At 39.0% G+C, this 18,612-nt stretch carries 19 protein-coding genes; 6 read left to right on the top strand and 13 right to left on the bottom strand.

The window, feature by feature from the left end; translation table 11 throughout:
* Positions 1-13: 13 nt before the first annotated feature.
* Positions 14-1,369: a TIGR01777 family oxidoreductase gene (locus tag ACKWCF_RS07975; RefSeq protein ID WP_409480184.1), complete on the bottom strand. Its 1,356-nt coding sequence runs from the start codon at positions 1,367-1,369 to the stop codon at positions 14-16.
* A complete protein-coding gene (locus ACKWCF_RS07970) occupies positions 1,366-2,670 on the bottom strand; it encodes a cryptochrome/photolyase family protein (protein ID WP_409480183.1) in 1,305 nt (434 codons plus the stop codon). The genes ACKWCF_RS07975 and ACKWCF_RS07970 overlap by 4 nt, the downstream gene beginning before the upstream one ends.
* Positions 2,671-2,860: 190 nt before the next feature.
* Here ACKWCF_RS07970 and ACKWCF_RS07965 point away from each other — a divergent pair, with 190 nt between their 5' ends.
* Both ACKWCF_RS07965 and ACKWCF_RS07960 read left to right on the top strand, forming a co-directional pair.
* Positions 2,861-3,541 carry a hypothetical protein gene (locus ACKWCF_RS07965; protein ID WP_409480182.1) on the top strand — a complete coding sequence of 227 codons (681 nt, stop codon included), beginning with the start codon at positions 2,861-2,863 and terminating at the stop codon, positions 3,539-3,541.
* A gap of 4 nt (positions 3,542-3,545) precedes the next feature.
* On the top strand, positions 3,546-4,394 hold the full coding sequence (locus tag ACKWCF_RS07960) for a COX15/CtaA family protein (RefSeq protein WP_409480181.1): 849 nt from the start codon (positions 3,546-3,548) through the stop codon (positions 4,392-4,394).
* Positions 4,395-4,401: 7 nt separating this feature from the next.
* Here ACKWCF_RS07960 and ACKWCF_RS07955 read toward each other — a convergent pair whose 3' ends face one another.
* A complete protein-coding gene (locus ACKWCF_RS07955) occupies positions 4,402-5,454 on the bottom strand; it encodes a hypothetical protein (RefSeq protein WP_409480180.1) in 1,053 nt (350 codons plus the stop codon).
* 128 nt (positions 5,455-5,582) lie between these two features.
* Between ACKWCF_RS07955 and ACKWCF_RS07950 the strand changes: the two genes are divergently transcribed.
* Positions 5,583-7,040, top strand: a complete 1,458-nt coding sequence (locus ACKWCF_RS07950) for an alpha/beta fold hydrolase (RefSeq protein WP_409480179.1) — start codon at positions 5,583-5,585, stop codon at positions 7,038-7,040.
* 7 nt (positions 7,041-7,047) lie between these two features.
* Here ACKWCF_RS07950 and ACKWCF_RS07945 read toward each other — a convergent pair whose 3' ends face one another.
* Positions 7,048-7,635, bottom strand: a complete 588-nt coding sequence (locus ACKWCF_RS07945; protein WP_409480178.1) for an LON peptidase substrate-binding domain-containing protein — start codon at positions 7,633-7,635, stop codon at positions 7,048-7,050.
* A gap of 20 nt (positions 7,636-7,655) precedes the next feature.
* Here ACKWCF_RS07945 and ACKWCF_RS07940 point away from each other — a divergent pair, with 20 nt between their 5' ends.
* A complete protein-coding gene (locus tag ACKWCF_RS07940) occupies positions 7,656-8,066 on the top strand; it encodes a thiol-disulfide oxidoreductase DCC family protein (RefSeq protein ID WP_409480177.1) in 411 nt (136 codons plus the stop codon).
* Here ACKWCF_RS07940 and ACKWCF_RS07935 read toward each other — a convergent pair.
* On the bottom strand, positions 8,063-8,473 hold the full coding sequence (locus ACKWCF_RS07935) for a (deoxy)nucleoside triphosphate pyrophosphohydrolase (RefSeq protein WP_409480176.1): 411 nt from the start codon (positions 8,471-8,473) through the stop codon (positions 8,063-8,065). The genes ACKWCF_RS07940 and ACKWCF_RS07935 overlap by 4 nt on opposite strands.
* Positions 8,474-8,504: 31 nt before the next feature.
* Between ACKWCF_RS07935 and ACKWCF_RS07930 the strand changes: the two genes are divergently transcribed.
* Positions 8,505-10,145, top strand: a complete 1,641-nt coding sequence (locus ACKWCF_RS07930; protein ID WP_409480175.1) for a Na/Pi cotransporter family protein — start codon at positions 8,505-8,507, stop codon at positions 10,143-10,145.
* Complete coding sequence (locus tag ACKWCF_RS07925; protein WP_409480174.1) at positions 10,142-10,483, top strand: DMT family protein; 342 nt, start codon at positions 10,142-10,144, stop codon at positions 10,481-10,483. Before ACKWCF_RS07930 ends, ACKWCF_RS07925 begins: the two co-directional genes overlap by 4 nt.
* A 4-nt stretch (positions 10,484-10,487) precedes the next feature.
* Here the strand turns inward: ACKWCF_RS07925 and ACKWCF_RS07920 are convergent, their stop codons facing one another.
* The 8 genes from ACKWCF_RS07920 to tgt form a co-directional block, all read right to left on the bottom strand.
* On the bottom strand, positions 10,488-11,288 hold the full coding sequence (locus ACKWCF_RS07920) for a DUF547 domain-containing protein (RefSeq protein WP_409480173.1): 801 nt from the start codon (positions 11,286-11,288) through the stop codon (positions 10,488-10,490).
* Positions 11,285-11,851 (bottom strand): DUF366 family protein, encoded by a 567-nt coding sequence (locus ACKWCF_RS07915; RefSeq protein WP_409480172.1) that lies wholly within the window; start codon positions 11,849-11,851, stop codon positions 11,285-11,287. Before ACKWCF_RS07915 ends, ACKWCF_RS07920 begins: the two co-directional genes overlap by 4 nt.
* Before the next feature lie 6 nt (positions 11,852-11,857).
* Positions 11,858-12,574 carry a 7-cyano-7-deazaguanine synthase QueC gene (queC, locus tag ACKWCF_RS07910; RefSeq protein ID WP_409480171.1) on the bottom strand — a complete coding sequence of 239 codons (717 nt, stop codon included), beginning with the start codon at positions 12,572-12,574 and terminating at the stop codon, positions 11,858-11,860.
* Entirely contained in the window at positions 12,575-14,302 is a 1,728-nt protein-coding gene (gene recJ, locus ACKWCF_RS07905) for a single-stranded-DNA-specific exonuclease RecJ (RefSeq protein ID WP_409480170.1), read from the bottom strand. It lies immediately after the preceding gene.
* Between the two features lie 8 nt (positions 14,303-14,310).
* A complete protein-coding gene (secF, locus tag ACKWCF_RS07900) occupies positions 14,311-15,261 on the bottom strand; it encodes a protein translocase subunit SecF (protein WP_409480169.1) in 951 nt (316 codons plus the stop codon).
* A gap of 18 nt (positions 15,262-15,279) precedes the next feature.
* Positions 15,280-16,971, bottom strand: a complete 1,692-nt coding sequence (gene secD / locus ACKWCF_RS07895) for a protein translocase subunit SecD (protein WP_409480168.1) — start codon at positions 16,969-16,971, stop codon at positions 15,280-15,282.
* A gap of 36 nt (positions 16,972-17,007) precedes the next feature.
* A complete protein-coding gene (gene yajC, locus ACKWCF_RS07890) occupies positions 17,008-17,373 on the bottom strand; it encodes a preprotein translocase subunit YajC (RefSeq protein ID WP_409480167.1) in 366 nt (121 codons plus the stop codon).
* A gap of 82 nt (positions 17,374-17,455) precedes the next feature.
* Positions 17,456-18,583, bottom strand: a complete 1,128-nt coding sequence (gene tgt, locus ACKWCF_RS07885; protein ID WP_409480166.1) for a tRNA guanosine(34) transglycosylase Tgt — start codon at positions 18,581-18,583, stop codon at positions 17,456-17,458.
* Between the last annotated feature and the right edge of the window lie 29 nt (positions 18,584-18,612).

The following is an 18,612-nucleotide window of genomic DNA, read 5'->3' as shown; positions in this document are numbered from 1 at the left end:
TAACAATACTGAATCAAATATTTAGTTTCTGTATCACTTCGCGACGAAATTTAAAGATTTTCTCAACATCGTTCTGGACTAACGATGAGGCCATCAGCTGACCCAAAAAACCAAGTGGCAGTTTATACTGAACTTCATCGCTAATCAAAGTGCCGTTTCCTAACTTCTCAAAGCGGTGTGTGTGATTCCAAATACGGTAAGGCCCCGACAACTGCGTGTCGATAAAATCATGCGGCGGATTCCATTCTGAAATTAACGTGCGCCATTTTAGCGGAATACCTTTTAATTTTAATTTGTAATCAATCAACGTGCCTTTATGAATGGTTTTAGTCGACATGTGGGCCACTTGAAAACGTAACATCGGCGGCGTGATATGTTCTAAGTTCTTTGCATCTGAAAAAAATGAAAAAACCGAATCAACATCTTTGGGAATGTATTGTTTTACGCTGAAAAAATATTTGCCGTTTTTATAGGGCTCAAGTGTGTGTGCTAAATAATCTTTAAGTTTGGGGTATTTAAATTTGAATTTACATTCAACTAATTTTTCAGGCGATAGCTGAATTGAAGCTAAAACGGCTGAAGCCATTTCACCTAATGCAATTCGCAAAGCAAAAGAGGGAACCGGAGGTGACTTAAATGCATTAAGCTGACTTCCTAAAAGCTTAGTCCACTCGGAATTAGTCACAGGGTTATCCGTCGCACAATTGATCGGACCATGATAAGCTTCATCAGTTAACGCTTGAACGATTATTTCAGACAAATCTTCAATGGCAATCCAGCTCATATACTGTTTACCTGATCCCAACGTGCCACCTAAGCCGCGCTGAAAAAGCGGAATCATGCGACGAAGCACACCCGATTGCGGGTCAAGCACTAAAGAAATGCGTAGCTGTACCGTACGAATAGATTTCTTAAGATGTTTAAACGATTCTTCCCACTGTTTACAAACTTCAGCCAAAAAATCACTTCCGAGTTTTGATTTTTCGGTAACCACGTGGCTTTTATGATCACCATAAATCCCCTGCGCCGAGGCTGAAATGATCACTTTCACGCTGTCTGGTAAGTTTTTAATCAGGTGCTCACTGCTTTTTTTACGAGAAGCTAAAATCTTTTCTTTTTTCTCTTTTGTCCAGCGGCCATCAACTGTTTCACCCATTAAATGAACAATGGCTTCAATGTTTTTAAGCTTAGTTTCTGGTAGTGGGTGATTCACTAAATCGTGCTCTAAAATTTCTGCGGGAAACTCTAAGTAGCTTAACGCTTTTTCTTTTGAACGGGTCACAACGACTAATTCATGACCTAGTTGTACTAATCTTCGTCCTACGTAATTTCCGACATGTCCGGTAGCTCCGGTGATTAAGATTTTCATTTTTTAAGTCCTTTTTTAAAAGCTGCGAGCGCTCGCTCGCGGGCAAATTTATGTTCAACCATTGGTTTTACATATTTTGCGGTATTATATTCAGGAACCCATTTTTTTACGTACTCGTAATCTGGATCAAAACGTTCAATCTGTGATTCTGGATTAAAAATTCTAAAATAAGGAGCCGCATCGCACCCAGTGCTTGCAGCCCATTGCCAATTACCGTTATTAGCGGCCAAATCGTAATCTAATAATTTTTCAGCGAAGTAACGCTCCCCTTCATACCAATAATGAAGTAAATGCTTTGCTAAAAACGAAGCCGTTACCATTCTGACCCGGTTGTGCATGTAGCCTGTGGCATTGAGTTCGCGCATACCTGCATCGACTAAGGGGTAACCTGTCTGGCCGGTTTTCCAAAGTTCAAGTTCTGACTTACTTTCTCGCCAAGCGATTTTATCGTACTGCGGTTTAAAACTTTGTTTTTCAACATGCGGATAATGCCAAAGAATCTGCATAAAGAAATCTCGCCACGCAAGTTCACTGAGCCAAACATCAGAAAACTTTTTAGCTTCTCTGGCCAGTTCACGAATTGAAACTGTGCCAAAGCGTAAATGTAATCCTAAATGGCTCGTGCCGTGATCAAGCTCTGGAAAATCTCTGGTCTTTGCATAGTTTTTTAATAGGCTTGCCGACACCGTAGGTTCTGGAAATGTAAAATCTTGGGCTTCAAAACCAAGACTTTTTAAGCTTGGCATTGCCGAAGGTTTTATTTTTGTAAAATTCGATTCATACAATTCTACGGGGTAAGATTTTAAATAAAATGGTGAAAGAGCTTTAAGCCATTTGTTCTTATACGGTGTAAAAACCGTATAGGGATTTTCCTGGTCGGTGACGATTTCAGACTTTTCAAAAATGGCCTGGTCTTTGAAGGTTTTAAATTCTACTTTTTTTGCAGCGCAAAGTTTTGCGATCTTTTCATCGCGTGTGCGGGCATAGGGCTCGTAATCGTGATTAGTATAAATCGCCTTAATGGGGTATTTTTCTAAAAGTTTTTTATACACTTCAATGGGTGAGCCGTGTTCGACTACCAGGTCACTTTTTCTTTTTTGCAGCTGTTTTTTTAGTTCCGCTACGGTTTCATGAATAAACTGCACGCGCAGGTCAATGGCTGGCAGTTTTTTTAAAATTTCGGTGTCGAAAATAAAGACCGGCAAAACGTTTTCTTCGTGCTTTAAAGCATTAAAAAGCCCAGCATTATCGAATAAACGTAAGTCTCGCCTAAACCAAAATAAGGTGTATGTCTTATTCATCAGCAATAGCCTAACATGTTAAAAACTTCTATTTGATCCTTTTTTACTTTCGGTCTAAAAAAAGTGCATGACAAAACCCTATGGGATCTCGGTCTTATCTTTTAACCACCCTGAGCTAACTGCAAAATGCCTCAGAAGTGTTTTACAATTTGCCCCAGCTGAGAATGTTTTCTTGACTCATAACGGAAGTTTGGAAAAACACGTTGCCGAGCTTAAAACACAGTTTCCGCAAATTAATCATATTATCGTGCCGCAAAATAAAGGTTATTCTGGCGGAGCTAATGTCGCTATCGCTGAAACCTTAAAGCACTTTGAATCGGTTTTGTTTTTAACTAACGACACTGAAGCTATTATGTTACCCGCGGTAGCACCGAAAAACTTCAGCTCGGTTAAACTTCTTCGCCGTAACTCAGAAGAAATCGATTCGGTGATGGGCGCTTTAAATCCCCGTACCGGAAAATTAAAACACTTAAAAAATCTTAACGATCATAGTACGCGAGATATTACTTATATTCCAGGCACAGCGTTTTGGATTAACCAAGAAACATTTAAAGCTTTAAAAGGTTTTGACGAACGTTTTCACACCTACTGGGAAGATGTTGATTTTAGTCTTCGTGCGCACAAGCAAAAGATTCCGGTTTCTTACGATGAAACAACGGTGTTTCGCCATAAGATTGGTAAGACTTGCCATAAAGACCGCTTTTATACGTATGAACTATTTCAACGTAACCGTGGCCGTTGCATGACTAAGAATAACCTTACGTCGCTTCGTTTTTATTTTAATTATATTCCTGATATTTTAAAATACAGCCGATCAAATTACCGCAAAGCTTTAGATATTTTTAATAATCACCGTTTAACGAAAGATTAGCTCCATGACTCCTCAAGAAAAAAAATCACAGAAATTATTACTCGCGTTTTGGGTTTACACTTTAATCGTGATCTTTTGGGGAGCCTGGGTTCGTATTTCTCATTCAGGTGATGGTTGTGGTGATCACTGGCCATTATGTCAGGCTGAATTTATTCCTGATCTGACGCAGAAGAAAACTTTTGTTGAATACTTTCACCGTTTAATGACCGGTGCTTACGGCATTATCGTTTTCTTTATTTTCTTTAAATTAAGAAATCATGCGCGTGAACTTGTTAGAAAGTTAAACTTTTGGTTATTAGTTTTGATGATCACTGAAGCTTTAATCGGAGCTTTACTGGTAAAACTAAGCTTAGTCACAGTGAATGATTCTTATATGCGCTTGCTGTTTATGATTTTACATCAGTTAAATAGTTTTATGCTAACGGGTGTGACGTATCTTTTATTTAAAGCGATTAATCCTGATTTTAGCTTTAAGCCGTCGAAGAAGTTATTATTGTTCTTAGTTGTGTCTGTGACTGGGGCAATTGCAGCTTTATCAGTTACGCTGTTTCCGAGTATTTCATTACTTCAAGGTATCATTGATGATTTCAGCCATGATTCGCATATTTTTATTAAGTTGAGAATCGTACACCCGTTCTTAGCTGTAACGATTATGTCTGGCTTTATGGTTTGGTTATTTATGAAAAACCAAACTCGCTTTGCGCTGGAGATTCTATTTGCGATGTTTATCGGCGTGATTACACTAGTTACGTTAAGCCCTGTGGGGCTTAAGATTGCGCACTTGGGAATTGCCCATGTGTTATGGGCTAGGTTTTTAAGTTTGAATTGGAATACGTTAAAGACGAAGACTTAGTGTTATTCTAGCTCGCCTTTTTCACGACTAGCTCTTCTGCAGTAGCGATCGGAGACGAGTTCAAATCGTACTTTGGTATACGCATGTTCCCGTAGACAAAAATACCGCATATATATATTCCAAAAAAGAACCACATTACCGGCTCTAAATATTTAAAGGTGGCAAAATCATGTCTAATTTCTCTGTGATTGTTTGAGGTATATAAAACATTAAATTTGTTACCTATTTTAACTTTCTCAGAGCTTAGTCCACCGCGCATGAGCGCTCTATGAGCCACCCCTTCAATGTCGTAATACTCAAATACTGGAATTTCATTCGAAATAATGTTAACAATAGTTGCGGTAGACTTATAAGATGTGGTGTTAAATTGTTTCTCCCCTGTATAAGATATTAATCCTAAGAGCATAAAAATACTCGCTAAAAGACAACCATAAATCAAATGAACCACTTTAAAAAAATTAGCTCGCTTAAAAGCTTTTAAACAATATTCTTTATCCCAAAAATGAATACTTTCAACTTCAGACTCGTTGTAAACTCTACTCTTAACAGCCTGCGCTCGCCAAGCACGCCAAGCTGAAATAACTTTTAAATTTTGTTCTTGCTCATCCAAACTTTCTTTTGAAAGAAATGAAAGTGCCCCCACAAATAGAACTGTTAATGCACCAATCATCCAACCTGCTTGCGAAGTAAATACAAACGCAAACAAGTTCGTTATAGCCAAAACAAAAAAAACTCCGGCCCATAAATAGCTCAAATTACTCGATGTGCGCGTGATATGAAAATCATCTTTATCAGTCACTAGAGTAACTTCAGCTCCTAATTGTTGCGTAATATTCTGACGTACTGTGTGCGATTCTACCCAACCGCGCTCGCCATTAGGGTGTGTAAATTCAATGACCGAATACATATGTCTTTTATTCGTTTTAGATTTACCTTTTGAATAACCGATAACCCGGCCTTTAATTGCCACCAGGTTCTTTTTAAAATTTCTTTCTTCAAAAAACAGAAAGGCGCCAAGCCCAAGAAAAATAATCCCAGAGTAAAACTGAATTAATTCCATCCTAATATATCGGCTTAAAAGGCAATTTCCTGTAGTTTCTAGCTGTCAAAAATCATGACAGTTTTAATTGCTCCCCTTAAGCATTATAGTCGACCAATTATAAAAAAGAAGAAAATTAAGGGGAAAGAATGAAGACGATTTATCTATGGGGACTTACAGCAACTCTAGCACTTGCAGCCTGCTCACCAAAACACAGCGATGAAATTAAAGTAGAAGCTATACCGTACAAATCACCAGCTCCGAGCGTATCAACGACTAACGATAAAGACGCCTTTCGCAAAGATTCTTTAGCGCAATTAGCAGCCGCTAGTTACGATAGCGATATGCAGAAAGAAGCCTTAAGTGGTTTTATTACCGGAACAGAATTCTGCGAAAAATTTAAAGATATCACGTCAAAAGAAAATGGTTTTTACGTAACAGTACCTGTTGATTATAAAGATGCCTCTAAAGGCCAAACACAAGTGTGGGCCTATTTAACGAGTGGCGCTTTTAACTCTGCACTTCCAACGGTGATCTTTTTTGATGGTGGTTCTGGTGGCAATTCACATGGCTGGGGTAAAATATTAAAAAACTTTAACGAAGTTCACTACGATCAACGCGGTATTGGCTGTTCACACCCGCAAAGTTTAGCGCTTTATCGTGACCCTAATTTTTACAGCAATGAAAATAACGCGCGCGATGCCAACGAAATTAGAAAAGCCTTAAAAATTGATAAGATTTCTGTGTATGGTGGTTCTTACGGTACTGTAGTTGCCACAGTCTACGCTTCAATTTTTGCATCTAACACAACGGCCGCTGTACTAGACGGAACAGTTTTTAACCACGAAGAAAATTACAAAGTTTTAAGATTTTATTTAAAACGTGCGTATAACCAATTGCCTGAAGGAACCAAACTTGGGTTAAAAAAATACATCAACCAAACAAGCCAAATTGCAAGTTTATGGTCATTGGCTCGAGTGCTTATGTATAGCAACAACCCTTTTGATAAATTAAAAACTTATCTCATGATGGCTTTTCCTTCTGAAAATGAAATCAACCAAGAAATAGCCGACAAACTTCTTGGCGCTAGTTTATTTAACGATACTTTCTTTGGTGAAACCGTTGACGCTGTTGAAGCGTTTAATAACCAAATGTTAAACTGCAAAAACTCACCTCAAAAAGCCTCTATGGACCTAACTTTGTTTGGGCCAATCGGTGATACTTACTTTGAATTAGAAAAATACAACAACGAAATCGATAGAACCGCTGAGTGCGCGGCAATCGGCGCAAAAGACGACAAAATCTATGCAGCCACTGACTACCCGTTAACAGTTCCAACAACTTATTTTCAAGGTAACCTTGACGGAGCCACATTTGCTGATGGCGCAGTTAAACACTACAAACAAGTAGCTAAAGGCTCTAAGCAAATCATGATCGCTGTTGGTGGCGGACACTGCCCAGGCCTTGTAGCATTAAACCAAAAAAATCTAGGCATGGTTGAGATAGCTGAAGCTGCTTTACGTGGCGAGAAAGTAACTCAAGATCAGCGTGAAGTGTTAAACCTAGGACAAAAAGAAGTTAAATGGGTTTACGCTGAAAAGAATTAAAGCGTAATCAAATGGTCAGTTCGTTTGATTCATACAACCGATGAAGATAACGAATCTGATCGTTAATGTTAAAGATCTCCATCATTTCGTATTGCAAATCGTAATCACGAATCAAATAGGCCGCAAACGCAGAAACAATCTCTTGCGGTCCTTTTAATGAACGAATAAAAATATCACGCTGTTCGGCATCGGGAATATGCTTCTGCACCCACTGAACTAGAAGCTTAGATAACGTCATGTATTTAGGTTTTAATGATTCATCAACTTCTAAATTTTCAACCACGATTTCACATTCAGCGATAAGGTACGGTTTTGTGTCAGACGTATCTTCTTGCAAGATTCTGATTTTACCTTGGCCAGGTAAGAAAATTAAAAGTGTGTCGTTGGGTCTTTGATCAATCACTTGCGGCAGACCAAATCCCGCAATTGAACGGTACGTATCACCGTTTTCGGGGACATAAGCTAAAGCAATGGGAGTTTTGGTCTCTAATGAATCTTCGACCATCTGCAAATAACGCGGTTCAAAGATGTTTAACGGCTTTGTCGTGAGCGGAAATAAGTTTGCGTGCGTGAGCGGAAAAACAAAACATTTCATCTGCTTAAAAAAAGTGTATCATGAAAAAGATGGAACAAACTAGCAAAAGAATCCTTTTTTTCGACGGCGTTTGCCACCTTTGCAATGGCTTGGTGGATTTTACGTTACCGAAATTTCAACCCGGAAAAATCTATTTTGCTCCACTGCAAGGACCAACTGCTGAAAAGATGTTACCACCTCAAGACCTTAGTCTTGACTATGTAGTGTATGTTCGCGATGGAGCCATTTACCGAAGATCAAAAGCGATTGCCTATTTACTACAAGACATCGGTGGCTTCTACAAACTGCCAAGCATTATGTTACGCATCTTGCCTAGCTTTATTTCGGATTTATTTTATGAACTGATCGCGAAATTTCGCTATCGCCTGTTTGGCAAAGATGAAGTGTGTCGCATTCCCACAGCTGAAGAAAAGAAATATTTCTTAGATTAGTTTTTATAAAGATGTTTAATAAACGGAATATCAGCCGGAGCTAAATCAAAGGTTGAAATTTCACTCTCATCAACCCAAGCGTGCTGGTCGTGATCGACCAATAAAAATTCGTCAATGGCCCGTTCATAACGGTAAAGATGAATTTCAACCATTCTTTGGGGGTACTGGTATTTGTTGCTGTGAATAAAACTAAGAGCTGATTCTTTGATCGTAAAGCCTAGCTCTTCTAAGATTTCACGCACCAAAGCTTGCGTGTGACTTTCGCCAGATTCGATCTTTCCACCTGGAAATTCCCAGTGGCCAGCACCTGAGTTCTGCTTGGCATTTCTTCGCACGATGAGATAGCGTTTTCTCACCGGGTGAAAAAGCGCTAAAGCCACTACTTGCAAGACATCTGTATTTGCCATTAAGCCAAACTTCCTTGTATTATGAGATGGTATGATCGATCTTCAAAATAGTCACATTATAATTTTCTTAGCCGGTATCGCGTTCTTTCTTTACGGAAGCTCGATGGCCTCTCAATCACTTGAAAAATTAATGGCGCAAAGAATTACGCTGTTAATGAATAAACTTTCTAAATCAAGTTTACTGTCAATCGGCGTGGGTGTTGGTCTTACCACGATTCTGCAAAGCTCGGGGGCCGTAACCACCATGCTTGTGGGCCTTGGATCAGCGCGCGTAATTCAACTTCCGCAAGTGATGGGTGTGATCATTGGTACGGCGATTGGTTCTACTTTAACAGTTCAATTAATCTCGTTTGATTTATCAACCTACGCATTGCCATTATTTATTTTAGGTTTCGGCGGATTTTTCTTTACGTCAAAACCTGGATTTAAAAATCTAAGTACGGTCATTATGGGTTTTGCCATGATCTTCTTAGGTTTAAAAATGATCTCGATCAGTTCGCATTATTTTGCGCAACTTGAAATCTTAGCTGAATTCTTCAGAACGCTAAAAGAAAATTCAGCCTATTCGTTTTTTGCCTCAATGGTTTTCTGTGCGTTTGTTCACAGCTCGGCAATCACCATCGGTCTTGCGATGAGTTTATGTTCTGCCGGCGTGATTTCTACTCACGATGCGATTATCTGGGTTTACGGAGCCAACATCGGAACTACTTCAACAGCGCTTTATACAGCCGCTGGAAGCAACTACATCGGTAAACAAGTCGCTTGGGCGCATTTTTTCTACAAAGCTTTAAGCGTAATTATCTTCTATCCGCTGACAACGTACTTTATCGACTTTGTAACTCAGTTCCAAAGTACAACATCTCGTTTAATCGCCAATGCGCACTTTTTCTTTAACATCGGTTCAGCGATTGTGTTCTACCCGTTTATCAGCAAAGGTTCACAGCTGATTCAAAAAATGTTTCCTAAAGGCTTACAAGAAGAATTTGGTACTGAGTACTTAGCGATGAATAACTACGAAAACACAGCGCTGGCCGTATCCTACGCGCAACGCGAGATCATGCGTACAGCTGACATCGTTGTAAGTATGTTAAAAGATTCAGTGGTGTTATTTGAACAAGAAGATCCGGTTTTAGTGCAATCAATTAAAGATCGCGATAACCAAGTTGATTTTTTATATCGCGAAACAAAAATGTTTTTATTAAACCAAGCTAACTCTAACACAGCAGTAGTTAATCAAAACGTGATGAATATGATCATGTTCATTTCAGATCTTGAGCGCGCCGCGGATTCAATTGATATCAACATCAGAACTTTAGCGATTAAAAAACATGCTTTAAAACTTTACTTCTCTGACGAAGGCTGGGGCGAGATTAAACAAATGCACGCCCAAGTTGTTAAAGTGGCCTCAATGGGTATTAACGCTTACGACAACCCGGCAATGTGTGAAAGCGCAATTCAGTTAAAACGAGAACTCGCAAAAATTGAATTACATCTTCGTGAAAATCATATTTCACGTTTAAATAAAGGCATGCGCGATTCGATCAACACAAGTTCGATTCACTTAGATTTATTAAGTGAATACCGCCGTATTGCTTCGCTATTATGTAATCATGCCTACAGCACAATTAAAGGTGTTGGCAAAGAACGTGACCAAAAAGAAGACTTATCATGAATTTAAGTGCTGCGTACCCGCTACTGTTATTAGTTATTTCAAATATCTTTATGACCTATGCTTGGTACGGGCACTTAAAGACGATGAAAGATTCACCCATCTGGATTGTGATCTTAGCCAGCTGGGGCATCGCTTTTTTTGAATACGTATTTCAAGTACCCGCTAACCGCTGGGGTTTTGAGTACTACTCACTGCCGCAATTAAAAATCTTGCAAGAAGTGATTACGATTTTAGTATTTATCTTTTTTTCGACGTTCTATATGAATCAAAGCTTTAAATGGGATTACCTATGGGCTGGGCTTTGCATGGTCGGTGCGGTTTACTTCGTTTTTAAGTAAACCATTATTTTTTATTATTCAAAGACCAATCACGTTTTGCAAAATCAAGATCCAGCGTGTTTTCATTTTTAATCGCTTTATCTTTTAAAAGTTCTGAAATCGGCGCATTACGAATTAAGTAATTTTTTAAATCTGAATACTCACTAGATTGTTTGATAAACTTTTCTTTTGGCTCGAAATAATCACTAGCTACAAAAGTATTATTTGTGATCGCGTAGTTTACATTTTTATCCCAAGATAAAAACACTTTTGAAATTTCGTTTAACGTTTTACTTAAATTTTCAGCCGTGTAATAGCCTGGTGGCGGGCATCCGCGAGCGGCACAGGCAAAAGACACCATAAATTTAAAATCGCTGTTAAATTCTTTAGCTAGTTCTGATTCGATATAATTAAGACTGCGCTTTTCGCCAAACAGTTTAAAAAACTTTTGATCAAAGATATCTGTAAATAAGGCTTTACCATCTTTAATTGATTTCGGAAGTTTGTTACCCTTAATCTGATCAAGCACCGCTTTAATCGCTAAAGCACCGTACAGATTAAGAATAAACGCTTTTCTTTGATCAATCGTAAAAGCTTCATATTCTTCTTTAGTAACAGCCACCATCTCTTTAAGGTTTTCAGTAAAATCTAAACGATTATCTTTAATACCAAGATAATCTACCGTTGCAGGAACTGTTGTTAAGTCAACGTACTGAACAACCACACGTTTCCATAAAGCGTAGTTGTGATCAAAAGCAAAACTTGGCAGCGTAAAACAGATTAAAAAGAAAAACGATAAAACTTTCTTCATCGTCAAAGAATTCATAGTGGTTTCACCTTTTGCGTAGCCCACATCACATCTTCAAATTCAGAAGAAAAAGCTTTTAAAACTTCTTTAGCAAAAGCATCAGGCTTAATTTTTAAATCTTCTAAGGAGGCTGTCTTAACCGGTGTTCCTTTATTGGTAATATTCACCGCAAAGTGAATTAACGTTGATACGGCAGAAACACTGGCAATTGAAATTGAAAGCTTACCTTGGCCCACATAAATATCATCACCTTTACGCGACAATACAGCCTTAGGAGCTTTGGCTTGAGCTAAATCTTTAATAATTGAAGCTAATAATCTTTGCGCCATAACCCCAGTTGAAAGGTTGGCAGGAAAAAACTCGATCATAAAATGTAACATTTTATCGCCGCAGATTTTTGACTCTTCGATTTTATCTTCATAATCAACCATGTGAGTTAACGTCACATCCGTTGGCGCCACCCAAGAAAGCATGGCATTACCTTTTAAACCAAAATGTTCGTAAGAGAATAAAGGTCTTAATTGAGATCCATCGTATTTTTTTAGAGTTTTTGTCGGCGAACTAACGTACAGCGTATTCATGCTTAATCAACTTTCAAATAAATGAGATATCGGCACTTGATTTACGCTAAGCGCCCGTTTAGCGCGTTGGCAAGATTCACACTCGCCACACCATTTATCGCGTGCAAAATAACATGGCCAAATCTTATCAAACGGAACTTCTAAGCTCATGCCTGCCCGCACAATTTCAGGTTTTGATAGACTTACTGTATAACAGTGTACACGCACCTTGTTGGCTGTTGAAAAAGCCAATGAAGCATCAAGGGAGCGCATAAAGCCTTCGCTATTATCGGGAAAAGTAGAAGCTTCTTCTAAGTTAAAACCGGGAACTACTAAATCAGCCTTAAGGCTTTCAGCAATACCGGCGGCGATATTTAAAAATATACCATTACGGTTTGGAACCCACACCGCTTTGGCTGTTTCAACTGACTTTTTATGATTATCAATACCAACATCTTTTCCTGTAGGTACTGCTTGTTTATCAGAAGTTAATGACGATTCACCTAAGTCTTTAAACCACGGAAGCTCAATCACCTTATGGGGAATATCCAGTTTTTTACAAAGATCATGGGCACAAGCAATTTCTTTTGCCGCTGCTTTTTGACCGTAGTTAAAAGTTACCGCGCTCGCAACATGTGTTAATTTACGGGCGGCGTATAGATTTACCGTTGAATCTAAACCTGCAGACAAACACACAACAGATTTTAGATCTTTCTTGGGCATGGCTTTGATTTTTACACTCATTTACGTACTACTTTCCGAAACCTTCAAATCTTTAATCAAGATTTGCACAGATTGTTTATTCCTAAAATAATTCCACTGAATTTCGCCTAGGATATCATACATTCTGCCGGTCTGGAGCAACTCACGTTGAGACGAGCTTGGAGAAAAAAGTAAGGCATCTACAGAGTTTTTATCGTCCCAAAATTGTACTTTTAGGTGTCCGCCTTTTAACTCTGTAATCTTATTTAAATTTAGTTTATTAAACCGAAAAAGTGGCGTCGTAAAGCCGACTCCGTAAGGTCCGATATGGTCGTACCATTTCATAAAGTGCGAATTCACTTCTTCTAATCTAGCGGCTACATCAAATTCAATTTCAACTTCACGACGATCTAGTTTTAATTGCTGGTAGAATTTTTCTAAGTTAACAATTAACTCTTCTTTATTCGTCGCATGTAATTCAAAACCGGCAGCGGCCGAGTGCCCACCAAAACGGTTTAGTGCACTTTGTGCAAACCCTAAAGCATCAACTAGGCTTGATTCATGTCCTGCCGGCAAGCGGCCAGAGCCCACAATCATACCTTCTGAATTTTGTGAACCGACAAACGCCGGCTTATTAAATTCTTGCGAAAGCTTAGTGGCAATTAAGCCAATAATACCGCGGTGAAATTCTTCAGACGATACAAAGATAAAGTCTTCTTTAGACCAATCTTTTAAAAGCGCTAAAGCTTTTGTTTCAGCATCTGATTGCAAAGCTTGGCGCGTTTGGTTGTTCTTTAAAATCTGATCAACCATCGACCGAGCTTGATTTAAATTTTTCTCTAAATAGATATGAATCGGTAAAATTTCAGATTCCATACGCGATAAAGCATTAAGCTTCGGCGCAAATTTAATTGAAACATCTTGTGAAGATAACGGTCGACCCGTTAATTCTAAGGCTTCCATTAAAGCCTGAAGCCCCACTTTTTGCGTGTTTTGCAGAACAACCATACCGTGTTTAACAAGAACACGGTTGTCATCAACTAACGGAACCATATCCGTTAATGTACCGATACAAAATAAATCTAATAAATCTTTAAGATCCCATTCTTTTTTAGGAAGCTTTTCATCTTCAGCAAACGCGCGTTTTAAAGCGCGACTTAAATAAAACGCAACCCCGGCTCCACATAAATACCCAAGACCACTTGTGCAGTCTTTTTGATTCGGGTTAATGACACAATAAGCGTTAGGTAAAGTTTCTGAAGGCAAATGGTGATCTGTTAAAATAACATCGATATTCAGTTCATTAGCTTTATCAAAAGCAGCGTGTGATGTGATGCCCACATCAACCGTGATAATCAAATCAATACCGATTGTTTTTAATTCTTCAACCGCATGCGGATGAAAGCCGTAACCATCACTTAAACGTTTTGGTTGGTAGTAGCTAACATCTTTAAAGCCAAGATTTTCAAGCGCCTGTTTTAAAATACCAAGACCACTTGTTCCGTCTAAGTCAAAGTCAGCGTAGATACAAATTTTTTGGTTTTTTAAATAAGCCTGTTTAATACGTTCAACGGCTTTATCCATGCCGCGAAGTAAAAACGGATCTTTCAGTAAACTTAATTTTGGATTTAGAATGGATTCGATTTGTGAATCATCATAGCCCCGAGAAGTTAGAAGTTTTCCAATCAGCTCGGGGTATGGTTTTTGGCTAGCTATACTCTGGCTATCTAGAGCAGATATATTTTCACTTTTATCTTTCCAGATAGCCATCGTAAGACCTACGCCTTAGCAGGAGTAGAAGAAGGTTTTAAAACATTTTCCATGATTAAAATAAATGGAGCCGCTACGTAGATCGAAGAGTAAGAACCGAACACGATACCTACTGAAAGAGCAAACGCGATATCAGCCACAACGCCATCAGCGAAAATCAATAAACATAACGCCGAAACGAAAACTGTACCTGATGTAATTAGCGTTCTGCCTAACATATCGTTGATTGATTTATTGATCACAAATTTAAAACCACGGTCACGGTAATGACTTTCAGTTTCACGGATACGGTCAAATACCACGATCGTATCGTTCAGAGAGAAACCGATTAACGTTAAAATTGCCGCCATGATTGGGATGTTAACTTCTTTTCCAACAGCGATGAATACAGCTAATGTAATGACCGCATCATGAAATAAACACACCACCGCACCCGGCGAGAACTTGTAATCGAAGCGAAGAGCAACGTAAATAAAGATAACTAATAGACAGTAGAATACCGCTAAGAAACCGTTACGTTTTAATTCAGCACCCACTTGCGGCCCCACTGTATCCACACGGCGGATATCAGGACCTTGGCTAGCGAATGTTGTTGTGATTTTTTCTCTTAAAGAAGCAATTGAAGCATTTAATTTTTCATTTGTTTCTTTATCAGTCGCGCCCTTTTCACCTTGGAAACGGATGATGAATTCATTGCCTTCACCGAAAGCCTGAACACCCACTTCACCTAAAGCTAAACCATCTAAAGATGAACGAACTTGGTCGATATTTACAGTTTGTGCGAACTTAACTTGAATTTCAGTACCGCCTTTGAAGTCGATACCGTAATTGATTCCGCGAACCGCAATGTAAACTAAAGATGCGATTGTTAAAAGTAATGAGATCCCGCCGAATAAACCGATTTTACCGACGAAATCAAATCTTCCAGAGGATTCTTGTTGAGTAGTATTTTTTGCCATTTTATTTATTCCCCTAAATTAAACTGAAATCTTTTTAATGTTGAAACGGTGAACTAAGTTGTCTGCAATAACTTTTGAAACGAAAACGTTTGCAAAAATAGTTGTTGCGATACCCGCTAATAATGTCACCGCGAAACCTCTTACAGGACCTGTACCGAAGTATAATAAAACTAATGCTGTTGCAGAAGTTGTTACGTTCGAGTCGATGATCGCAGACATAGCGTGAGCGTAACCATCTTGGATAGCAGCTTTAATTCCAGCCCCTTTTGCCAACTCTTCACGGATACGTTCGTTAATTAATACGTTCGCATCTACGGCAAAACCAACAGTTAAGGCCATACCGGCAATACCTGGTAAAGTTAAAGTAGCTCCAAGTGATCCAAGAATCGCAAATACCGCAATGATATTTAAGATTAAAGTAACTGAAGTGATTAAACCCATACCTTTATAGTAAACTACCATAAAGATCATAATTAAAATTGAACCAACGATCGCACCTAAACGAGCTTTATCTAAAGCATCTTTACCTAATGAAGGACCAACTCTACGCTCTTCTAATTGCTCTAAAGTTGCTGGTAAAGCACCGGCACGTAAAGCTGTAGAAATAAGTTTGGCTTCATCCATCATTTGTTGTTGGTCACCAGAACGGCCTAACGTGATTACCGCTTGTCCGTTTGGAATTTTTGAATTGATGTTTGGAGCTGTTTTAACAACTCTGTCTAATACAACAGCCATTTGGCGGTTGATATTTTTCTCTGTTAAGTCAGCAAATTTGCCAGCACCAGATGGGTTGAAACGTAAAGTCACTTCTGGTGAGCCGTATTGGTCAAAAGAAACACCAGCGTTATCTAAAGAGTCACCGCCAAGGTCAGTGTTTGTTTCTAATAAGAATGGAGTGCTTCCCGCTTCCATTGTTTTAGCGTTTTGACCTTTTTCAAAATACACTACAGTGTTTGCAGGTAATTGAGCTTTTAAATCATCGTTTAAACGTTTGATGTAATCAGTGTATTTCAATGTCGCCATTGAATAGCCACCCGCTTTTTCAGCGTCGTCGATCATCTTACGAACTTCATCCGGAGATTTAGCGTAAGACACTAACATGAAATCAAGTTTTGCCGTTGTATTGATAAGCTGTTTTGCTTTTTCAGCATCAGCTAAACCAGGTAACTGGATTAAGATACGATCATTACCTTGTTGAGTGATTGAAGGTTCAGCCACACCGAACTCATCGATACGGTTACGGATCGTTTCAATCGCTTGACGGATCGTGTTTTGTTTTTGATCTAAAAGGTAAGCATCGTAGTAACGAATTTCAACTTTTTCAGCTGTTGTTGAAACAACTTGTAAAGCGCCTGTGTAGTTTTTGTTGATTAAAGCTTCAACGCGTTTTGCGTTATCGGCGCTATCAACTAATACATCAAGAGCACCAGCTTTAGCATTAGCCGTATTAAAACCTTTAACCGGAATGTTCTCTTTAGCAAAGTCAGCTGAAAGAACAGTTGTTTGACGGTTAACAGTTGTAACTAAAACGCTATCAACATCAACACCCATTACTAAGTGGATACCGCCTTGAATGTCCAAGCCGTAATTAATTTTCTTAGCTGGCCACCAAGTCATTTTGCTTGTGTCGATAAAGTTTGGAGCGATAAATAGCGCGGCAAGCACTAACGAAATGATCGCTGTCCATGTTCTCAGTCGTAGATTTTCCATGATGTGTTTCCTCTTCTTTTTTATTTCGTAAAAAAATTATTTTGCTGTCTCAGGTTTTTGTAACGCTGATTGAAGCATTGTGATTTGCGAACGAAGAAGTTTGATAGTCACTCCGTTTGAAATCTCAAGGTTTGCGATATTTTCGTTTAATCCAGTGATTTTTCCGAATAATCCAGATTGAGTAACGACTTGGTCACCCACTTTTAAGCTTTGTAAAAAGCTTACTTGTTCTCTTTGTTTTTTAGCTTGTGGGCGGATTAAGAAGAAGTAAAACACAACAACGATTGCAAGCATTGGAACGAATTGCATCCATGCTGGGGGTTGTGCTGCAGTTCCTGCAGCTGTTGTTGCAGCTTCTTGTGCGAAAGCGCCAAAGTTCATCGATAAAAATTTTAGTAACATGATAGGTTCCTTTTTCCTTTTCGTTTTTTCAAAAAACTCAAAGTAAAATTGAACACTTAAACGCGTAAACGATCAAGAGACCTTAATCGTTTTTATCAGTTTTTATAAATCGCGTTAGGCAGAAGTCTCTGTACTCTTCCCATCTGCCTTCATCTAAGGCTTGGCGAGCTTTTGCCATAACAGACATGTAGAAATGCAGGTTATGAATCGTATTCAGACGAGAACCTAAGATTTCGCCGCTTAAGAAAAGATGGCGAAGGTATGCTCTTGAATAGTTTTTGCACGTATAACAGTCACATTCAGGATCTAATGGCCCTGGATCTTCTTTGTATTCTTGGCGTTTAATGCTGACTTTACCCTGCCATGTGTACAGAGTACCGTTTCTTGCCACTCTTGTAGGCATAACACAGTCAAACATGTCCACGCCAGAATCAATCGAGATGATTAAATCAAGCGGAGTACCCACGCCCATTAAATAACGTGGCTTATTTTCAGGCATTAACGGCGCAATTTGCGGAAGTAGTTCGTGCATTAAGTGAATCGGTTCACCGATTGAAAAACCACCTAACGCGTAACCCGGAAGATCAACGCTTGTCACTTGCTCTAAAGAATACTTACGGTGTTCTAACGATAAACCACCCTGCACGATCCCGAATAGTAAACTTTCAGGGCGTTGCATGGCTTTATGTGAACGTACTAACCAGCGGTAAGTTAAATCCATCGATTTTTTAATTTGATCGTCTGTGGCTGGGTAACCCAAACATTCATCAAACGCCATGATGATATCGGCGCCTAAATCCATTTGGATTTCCATGGATTTTTCAGGAGATAAAAAGTGTTTCGCGCCGTCTAAGTGCGAACGAAATTCAACACCTTCCTCAGACATTTTTCTTAAGCCCGACAATGAAAAAACTTGGAATCCGCCAGAGTCAGTTAAGATTGGTCCGTGCCAGTTCATAAACTTATGAAGGCCACCCATTTTTTTAACTAATTTTTCGCCCGGGCGAAGATGTAAATGGTAAGTATTTCCTAGAACAACTTGTGTTCCACAGTCTTTTAACTCTTCAGGCGTCATCGCCTTAACGGTAGCTTTAGTTCCCACCGCCATAAACGTAGGTGTTTCAAAACTTCCATGATGAGTCATGTAAGTGGCACGACGTGCTTTGCCTGATTTTTTATGTAGTTTGAATTCACCAAGTTTTAAAGACATAGAACGAACTTATAAAAGTTTTGGGTTAC

It is taken from the genome of Pseudobdellovibrio sp. HCB154 (genome assembly GCF_046267985.1).
Classification (GTDB): Bacteria; Bdellovibrionota; Bdellovibrionia; order Bdellovibrionales; family Bdellovibrionaceae; genus Pseudobdellovibrio.
Note: the sequence above shows the minus strand (reverse complement) of the source record. Positions and strands in the feature narration are given on the sequence as shown.

Excerpts from the sequence above, each read along its gene's own strand:
- ACKWCF_RS07975 (WP_409480184.1), bottom strand. The coding sequence starts at position 1,369 with ATGAAAATCTTAATCACCGGAGCTACCGGACATGTCGGAAATTACGTA.
- ACKWCF_RS07970 (WP_409480183.1), bottom strand. The coding sequence starts at position 2,670 with ATGAATAAGACATACACCTTATTTTGGTTTAGGCGAGACTTACGTTTA.
- ACKWCF_RS07960 (WP_409480181.1), top strand. The coding sequence starts at position 3,546 with ATGACTCCTCAAGAAAAAAAATCACAGAAATTATTACTCGCGTTTTGG.
- ACKWCF_RS07955 (WP_409480180.1), bottom strand. The coding sequence starts at position 5,454 with ATGGAATTAATTCAGTTTTACTCTGGGATTATTTTTCTTGGGCTTGGC.
- ACKWCF_RS07950 (WP_409480179.1), top strand. The coding sequence starts at position 5,583 with ATGAAGACGATTTATCTATGGGGACTTACAGCAACTCTAGCACTTGCA.
- ACKWCF_RS07945 (WP_409480178.1), bottom strand. The coding sequence starts at position 7,635 with ATGAAATGTTTTGTTTTTCCGCTCACGCACGCAAACTTATTTCCGCTC.
- ACKWCF_RS07940 (WP_409480177.1), top strand. The coding sequence starts at position 7,656 with ATGAAAAAGATGGAACAAACTAGCAAAAGAATCCTTTTTTTCGACGGC.
- ACKWCF_RS07935 (WP_409480176.1), bottom strand. The coding sequence starts at position 8,473 with ATGGCAAATACAGATGTCTTGCAAGTAGTGGCTTTAGCGCTTTTTCAC.
- ACKWCF_RS07930 (WP_409480175.1), top strand. The coding sequence starts at position 8,505 with ATGATCGATCTTCAAAATAGTCACATTATAATTTTCTTAGCCGGTATC.
- ACKWCF_RS07925 (WP_409480174.1), top strand. The coding sequence starts at position 10,142 with ATGAATTTAAGTGCTGCGTACCCGCTACTGTTATTAGTTATTTCAAAT.
- ACKWCF_RS07920 (WP_409480173.1), bottom strand. The coding sequence starts at position 11,288 with ATGAATTCTTTGACGATGAAGAAAGTTTTATCGTTTTTCTTTTTAATC.
- ACKWCF_RS07915 (WP_409480172.1), bottom strand. The coding sequence starts at position 11,851 with ATGAATACGCTGTACGTTAGTTCGCCGACAAAAACTCTAAAAAAATAC.
- queC (WP_409480171.1), bottom strand. The coding sequence starts at position 12,574 with ATGAGTGTAAAAATCAAAGCCATGCCCAAGAAAGATCTAAAATCTGTT.
- recJ (WP_409480170.1), bottom strand. The coding sequence starts at position 14,302 with ATGGCTATCTGGAAAGATAAAAGTGAAAATATATCTGCTCTAGATAGC.
- secF (WP_409480169.1), bottom strand. The coding sequence starts at position 15,261 with ATGGCAAAAAATACTACTCAACAAGAATCCTCTGGAAGATTTGATTTC.
- secD (WP_409480168.1), bottom strand. The coding sequence starts at position 16,971 with ATGGAAAATCTACGACTGAGAACATGGACAGCGATCATTTCGTTAGTG.
- yajC (WP_409480167.1), bottom strand. The coding sequence starts at position 17,373 with ATGTTACTAAAATTTTTATCGATGAACTTTGGCGCTTTCGCACAAGAA.
- tgt (WP_409480166.1), bottom strand. The coding sequence starts at position 18,583 with ATGTCTTTAAAACTTGGTGAATTCAAACTACATAAAAAATCAGGCAAA.